Source organism: Pseudarthrobacter sp., from assembly GCF_036675385.1.
Taxonomy (GTDB): Bacteria; Actinomycetota; Actinomycetes; order Actinomycetales; family Micrococcaceae; genus Arthrobacter.
In genome coordinates, this window is the sequence record NZ_JAKFFD010000097.1 from 1 (window position 1) to 5,440 (window position 5,440).

The following is a 5,440-nucleotide window of genomic DNA, read 5'->3' on the forward strand; positions in this document are numbered from 1 at the left end:
GCCGGCTGGAGTCCAGGGCGTCGAACTTCTCCTGCCATAGTGCTAGCTCGAGGTCCACAGACTGCCGGCCTTGCGGTAGCCCCGGGCCGGCTCATCCGGGCGGGCCGCATCATGGTGGACGCCCCTGCCGGGATCAGGCGCTATACGCTTCGCAAGCTTGAACATGGCGAGCTCGGCGTTGGTTGCCATGCGTGAGCGTGGCTTCCGACAGATTCAAATGTGGGTGCCGGACGCCCGCACGGAAGAATTCCAGCGTGAAGCGCGCCGGCAAGCCATGGTGGCTCAACCACCGATAAGACCCGGTAGCCGTCCTGGATCGCGAAGGAGGCCTTCGTGCTGATGGGGTGAGGGCGTCCTGTCAGCCGGTTGGCTGGGCAGCTTGGTTGTCCTTGCTACCGGCTACGCTGCCATTGTCTTCTTTGCCCACAGTCCGCTCCAAGGCCCGCGCCGACCGGTTCCCTAGGGTCCGTGCGCACCGGCATTGGCTACGGAGCCACGGTCGGGCCGCCCTCGGATGGCTTGTCTGCCGGCGCTGGCGCGGGCTGCGTAAACGTGCGGGCGGCCAGTGAGCCCGCGATTGTGCTCGCCCCGATGCTGATGAGGGCCCCGAGGATAATGGCCGCGGCTTCTCCCGGTTCCAGCAAGTGCAATTGGGAGCCGATTGTGGCGGCGGCAACCGGCACTCCCAGCTGGGATGCTGCAAGAACTGCGAGCGGCAGAGGCTGGCCGAGTAGCCGCAGGCTTCCATGGACCAGCAGCGTTCCAAACCCTAGGCAAATCCCGAGGAGAATCATAGTGGGGCTTCCCGCAAGGGTGCGCAAGTCAAGCGATGCGCCCAGCCATACGAAGAACACCGGCCCTAGAAAGCCATCGCTGACGGCGAAGAGTTGATGGGCCAGTCGCCGGGGTTCTCCTACCGCTGCGACCACCAGGCCGAAGGAGAACCCGGCCAGCATGATGGACACGTGGCCCGCGACGGCTAGCCCGGAGAGCGCGAAGAGCAAGGCAAGCTGGATCCTGAGTTCCAAGGCGAACTTCCGGTCCTCGGACACGTCATGCATCCGTCCGCGCGTGCCGCTGCGCTCCAGCCAGCGAAGGACAAAGAATAGGACCGCAGCGCACGCCGCGACGACGGCTGCCCCGACGGCTGCCCTCGGCGCATTGGGTGGGTCGACAGCAAGCGGAAGCGCCACAATACAGGCGATGTCTGCTACCGCCACCTGCGCCGTCGTCGTCAGGACCTTTGGTCCCGTCAGCCGCAGCGAATGGACGATCGGCATGACCAAAGCTGCCGAAGAGGAAGCGAGCAGAACGATGTAAAGGGGAGCATGTCCGGTGCCAAAGGCAAAGGCAATGACGATTCCGACGGCGGCCGCGAGCACTGCGGCGATGCCGGCACGCAGGGCGCCACCACCCAGTGCGGGGCGGATGGCTTGGTCCCGCACGGGGACATGCGTCCCGGCGACGAACATGATGAGGGCGAACCCGACGTCGGCCACAAAGGTGAACGTGGGATCCGAGGAGTCCACCAGTCCCAGACCCGTGCGCCCGATGGCGATACCAGCCAGCAACTGCCCCAGCGCCACGGGAAGGTGCCATTTCTGGGATAGCGCCAGCAGCGGACCTAGGAGCGCGACCGCGCCGATCAGCGAAAGCTGAAAGAACGACACGTCCCTCCTTCTACCGGCGTTGCGGTTCGTTTGCGGCGGTTAGCGGGGCGCGTCGGCCAGTTTGAGTGGAATGTCGGTGTTTTCGTCCGTGTAATAGCTTGCGCACACCCGGTGGTAGCCATCGGCCACCTGCGCGGGAATCCCCCTGGCCAAGTCACCCCTGACCATCAGGATGGGCGAGAGCTTCTTGCCTTCCTTGATCTTCTTCAGGTCCGATGCCACGTGGGCGCAATTGCCGCCCATTGCTGCCTTTCCACGGCGCGTATGGATAGTGGACTCATGCTGTCACACCCGCGCCGCGCCTGGCCATGGCCACAGCAACCCGTAGTGGGCGCATGACGTTGAGCGATACGCGGTTCCTGTGGCGGCCACTGGAAGTGGATGGTGGCTAAGGACGAGGACTACATCAAGGGCGAGGCTGTTGTTCGGAGCCTCTACGCCTCACCGACGACGGCTTCGTCAGCAGGACGGGGCGGGCCCGAGCAACCCTGAACTGGCACCTGCCGCCCCGGACTGACAGTTAGAGCTAGGACCTCCCAACTGCCTGTCCCATCAATTCCATCCCGGTGACTGCGTAGATGGCATTGCGGGCGTAGCCGATCCCTTACCGTGCTTCGAAACATTGATTGCTGATGTCACGCAGACTTAAACCGCGAGGCTATCAACTCACGCATCGCCGCCACATCAACGTCGCCGGCTGTCTGGTCCGTAAGCACTTTGGCTAGCCGTTTCGGCCAGAGTACGTGAACGTCGCGAGTGGCGAATGCGCCCCCGATCAGAGGCCAGTCTGCTTCGACGAAGCACAGCGCCCCGGTGACCGGAACATCCCCAACGAGGTCGCGCACGATGTCGACCTGTTTGAGCGCCCCTTCGACCAGTTTCGTGCAATCACGCCGGCCAACGAGGAGCCTCTCAACGCGTGGGCGAAGGATGCCACCCTCGATCTTCAGTTCAGGCCGTCCCTTGTACCGCTTGGCATCGATCACCCAGATTCCACCGGGGGTGATGGCGATATGGTCAATGTTTGCCTTCGAGCCGGGGATTCGCCGGTCGTGGAGGACAGCCAGGCCATTGGCGCCCAGAGCATTCAGACGAGCGCCGAGGCGTTCCTCTCCTACCGCGCCTCGATCCCAGGCCTTGGTGGGCTGGCGCTCGTCAGATAGGGCGACTGCGAGGCCGCCGAAGCGGCCCCACTTCTCGCGGATCTTTTCCTCGTCCTTCGCCTTGCGGCGCTCATATTCGCGTCGTGCGGACGACCCGGCTACTCCGGGCTCAGTGGACAACGACTCCTCACAAGGTGTTTCCAGGCCGGGGGACATGGTTTCCATGGCCTCGATGGGGCACTGCAAACAGCGGACGGTCTTGGTCTCGCTCTCATAGATTGCCTCAGTCCCGGCCGGAAGAGACGCACCGCAGAGCCGACACGCTCCGGAATACCGGAGCTTCATCTGCTTCAAGAGGCTGGAACTTGGATCGCCGGAACGGACGGAGGCTGCTTGTAGATCGCGGCGGTTAGGCCTCGGATGCGCTTTCCCATGGCTCAATCCTCACTCACCGCAAGAATTTTCAGGGTGTGCCGCGCTCCGGACCTGCGAACGGCGAGCAAAGCCGCCCAAGACTGACTTCGAACCCGGAACGTCCCGCGCGACTCAACAGCCGCCGTCGGCCGTTCCACCGCTCCGTTCCGGGCGCCGAACCGGCCCCGAGACACCCCGGCCTCGCGCCTTCGGGCGTCGCCAGCAGCGCCTCCGCCATGTCCGTCAGGATCAGCAGGTGCTGTCCGTCGCCGGCTTCATCGGCCGACGTGGTGGCAGGCGGAAGCTACAGGGTCTCGGGAACTTCGCGTCCCGGGAACAGCATGGAGTACTGCTTCCGATACATCCTGCGCCCCACAAGCTTGTAGGCGAGGCGGACCGGCGCGGGGATCTCCTTGAACAGTTCCTTCCGGTCTGCGGGCGGATTCGTGGCCAGCACCATCCCCAGGTAGGCGACCATGAACTTCTTGTCGAACTTCTTGATTCCGTGCTGCCCTACCGCGTTCATTTCCTCCTCGGTCATCACCCTGTCCACGGCGGGCATGATCTCGGTGACCTCGCGGCGCAGGTGCACATTGAGGATGGCGGACAGCTCCTCGTAGCGTTCCGCGAGTTCCCGGCCGGTTTCTGCGTCTGCGGTCCGCAGCCAACGAAGACGTACAGGTTCGATGACCTCCAGCTTTTCTGTGACCTGCCTGTGTTGGGCGATCATCTGCCCGATGTGCAATGCGCACGCCGGTGCCCTCTCTCCCAGCGGCGGGTACATCAGCAGGTCCTCGCCCTCGTGGTGCGTGTGGAGTACTTTGTCGAAGTTCCCCAGGACTTCGCCCACGTAAGCGGCACGGGCGGTATCTCCGGGCGCGACCGAACGCACCAGCCCGGGCGCCTCGTCATACGCCCACAGGAAGAAACGGTGGATGCGCCGCATGGCCGCCGTCCCGGTGCACAGAACGGGCCCTGGGGGCAGGGGAGCAGCGGTCTCACCGGGCTGCATGGTGAAGAAGTCGGTCATTGCTGGGCCCCTAACACTCGTTGCGGCAGACGAGGACCTCTCCCCGGCAGCATCGTATCGGCTGCCCCCATGGGGCACAATGGGATCCGGATTCCGACGGCGGGCGTACAGGCAGGGGCACGCATGGCGACGTTCGAGGCCCTGTCCCGGGAGCTCCTATCCTCCGTCCGCACTATCCACCGGGTGGACCCCGAAGCTCTGGAGCTTGCCCGGACCGCGTACGCGCAGATTGTGCTCGGCGAGGACCCCCTTGCCGGCGTGAAGGACCAGCGCCGCCACCGTCCGCGGGATGCGTTTCGAAGGTCACCGACAACGGCGGTCCTTGCCGACGGCACCGAGCTGGAAGCGGACCTGATTTGTATACGCTACCGGCTACGGCTCCATGAACGCTGATTGGAGGATCCGGGCTCCACTTTTGCCCTTACAGATTGTCGGTGCCAGGTGGGATCATGCAGCATGGCACGTAAACGTCGTCGCTCAGCTAGCGCTGGTGCCGGTGGGCTTGGCCCCTTCGGCATCTTCCTCGTTCTCGTCGCGATCGGGGTCCTCATCAAGTACTGGTGGGTTCTCCTGATCGTTCTCGGTGTGGTTGGGCTGACCGTGGCAATCGTCCACTTCGCCAGGACTCCGGCCCCTCCGGTCATGGCGCGCTCGCCGAAGCCGGCCCGTTCACTCGAGCCCCCACCGGTCATGACCCCGCGCAGCCCGGCCCTCGTCAGTGAAGATCTCGCGGACCAGCTGCGTGCCAGCAAACAAGTCCGCCACATACGGGACATGCAGGAATGGGACTACGAGTGGATCCGGCTGACCCACCCGGAAAAGAGCAGCCGGGATCTCAGTGACATCGCCAACGCCCACTTCGCGCGGGGGCGGTCGATCGGCGTCAACTACGAGTGGGCCCTTCTTGATTCCGGATCAGACCAGCCAGCTGAGGGCGTTGGCGTGAGTCCGGAGGCCCCGAAGCGCGTCCCCCCGGACACGGACCACACTGCGCAAGCCGAGCCAGGGGAGCTTCTCGCGCGCGACCCGCGCACCATGTGGGCGTGGGCCGACTATCTGGACGGCCGGCTCTCCCTGCCTGTCAGCCACGAGGACGCGCGGCAGGTCCTGGCAGCGATCCCGCCCGGCGACCACGTCGAGATCTTCGGTGCGGTCGCCATCGGGGCAGGCCTTCTCGGGGCCACGGACACGCTCCCGCACGAGGCCAGATTCGCCGCGAGGAC

General features: G+C 64.9%; 8 protein-coding genes. 3 read left to right on the forward strand and 5 right to left on the reverse strand.

Annotated features, from left to right (window positions below; all coding sequences use genetic code 11):
- Positions 1–42 precede the first annotated feature (42 nt).
- Positions 43–189, reverse strand: coding sequence for a hypothetical protein (locus V6M49_RS07825; protein WP_332760778.1), 147 nt, complete (start codon positions 187–189; stop codon positions 43–45).
- 28 nt (positions 190–217) lie between these two features.
- Between V6M49_RS07825 and V6M49_RS07830 the strand changes: the two genes are divergently transcribed.
- The gene (locus V6M49_RS07830; RefSeq protein WP_332760777.1) at positions 218–340 is read left to right on the forward strand and encodes an antitoxin MazE-like protein; all 123 of its coding nucleotides are present in this window, start codon (positions 218–220) and stop codon (positions 338–340) included.
- Between the two features lie 145 nt (positions 341–485).
- Here V6M49_RS07830 and V6M49_RS07835 read toward each other — a convergent pair whose 3' ends face one another.
- The 4 genes from V6M49_RS07835 to V6M49_RS07850 form a co-directional block, all read right to left on the reverse strand.
- Positions 486–1,670 carry a cation:proton antiporter gene (locus V6M49_RS07835; RefSeq protein WP_332760772.1) on the reverse strand — a complete coding sequence of 395 codons (1,185 nt, stop codon included), beginning with the start codon at positions 1,668–1,670 and terminating at the stop codon, positions 486–488.
- 39 nt (positions 1,671–1,709) lie between these two features.
- Positions 1,710–1,913: a hypothetical protein gene (locus V6M49_RS07840; RefSeq protein WP_332760773.1), complete on the reverse strand. Its 204-nt coding sequence runs from the start codon at positions 1,911–1,913 to the stop codon at positions 1,710–1,712.
- A 392-nt stretch (positions 1,914–2,305) separates the two neighbouring features.
- Entirely contained in the window at positions 2,306–2,998 is a 693-nt protein-coding gene (locus V6M49_RS07845) for a nuclease-related domain-containing protein (RefSeq protein ID WP_332760774.1), read from the reverse strand.
- Between the two features lie 493 nt (positions 2,999–3,491).
- Positions 3,492–4,217 (reverse strand): hemerythrin domain-containing protein, encoded by a 726-nt coding sequence (locus V6M49_RS07850; protein ID WP_141139732.1) that lies wholly within the window; start codon positions 4,215–4,217, stop codon positions 3,492–3,494.
- 123 nt (positions 4,218–4,340) lie between these two features.
- Here V6M49_RS07850 and V6M49_RS07855 point away from each other — a divergent pair, with 123 nt between their 5' ends.
- Complete coding sequence (locus V6M49_RS07855; protein WP_332760775.1) at positions 4,341–4,610, forward strand: hypothetical protein; 270 nt, start codon at positions 4,341–4,343, stop codon at positions 4,608–4,610.
- Between the two features lie 63 nt (positions 4,611–4,673).
- On the forward strand, positions 4,674–5,440 hold a 767-nt coding region (locus V6M49_RS07860; protein ID WP_332760776.1), incomplete at its 3' end, for a hypothetical protein.

Excerpts from the sequence above, each read along its gene's own strand:
- V6M49_RS07825 (WP_332760778.1), bottom strand. The coding sequence starts at position 189 with ATGGCAACCAACGCCGAGCTCGCCATGTTCAAGCTTGCGAAGCGTATA.
- V6M49_RS07830 (WP_332760777.1), top strand. The coding sequence starts at position 218 with ATGTGGGTGCCGGACGCCCGCACGGAAGAATTCCAGCGTGAAGCGCGC.
- V6M49_RS07840 (WP_332760773.1), bottom strand. The coding sequence starts at position 1,913 with ATGGGCGGCAATTGCGCCCACGTGGCATCGGACCTGAAGAAGATCAAG.
- V6M49_RS07845 (WP_332760774.1), bottom strand. The coding sequence starts at position 2,998 with ATGGAAACCATGTCCCCCGGCCTGGAAACACCTTGTGAGGAGTCGTTG.
- V6M49_RS07850 (WP_141139732.1), bottom strand. The coding sequence starts at position 4,217 with ATGACCGACTTCTTCACCATGCAGCCCGGTGAGACCGCTGCTCCCCTG.
- V6M49_RS07855 (WP_332760775.1), top strand. The coding sequence starts at position 4,341 with ATGGCGACGTTCGAGGCCCTGTCCCGGGAGCTCCTATCCTCCGTCCGC.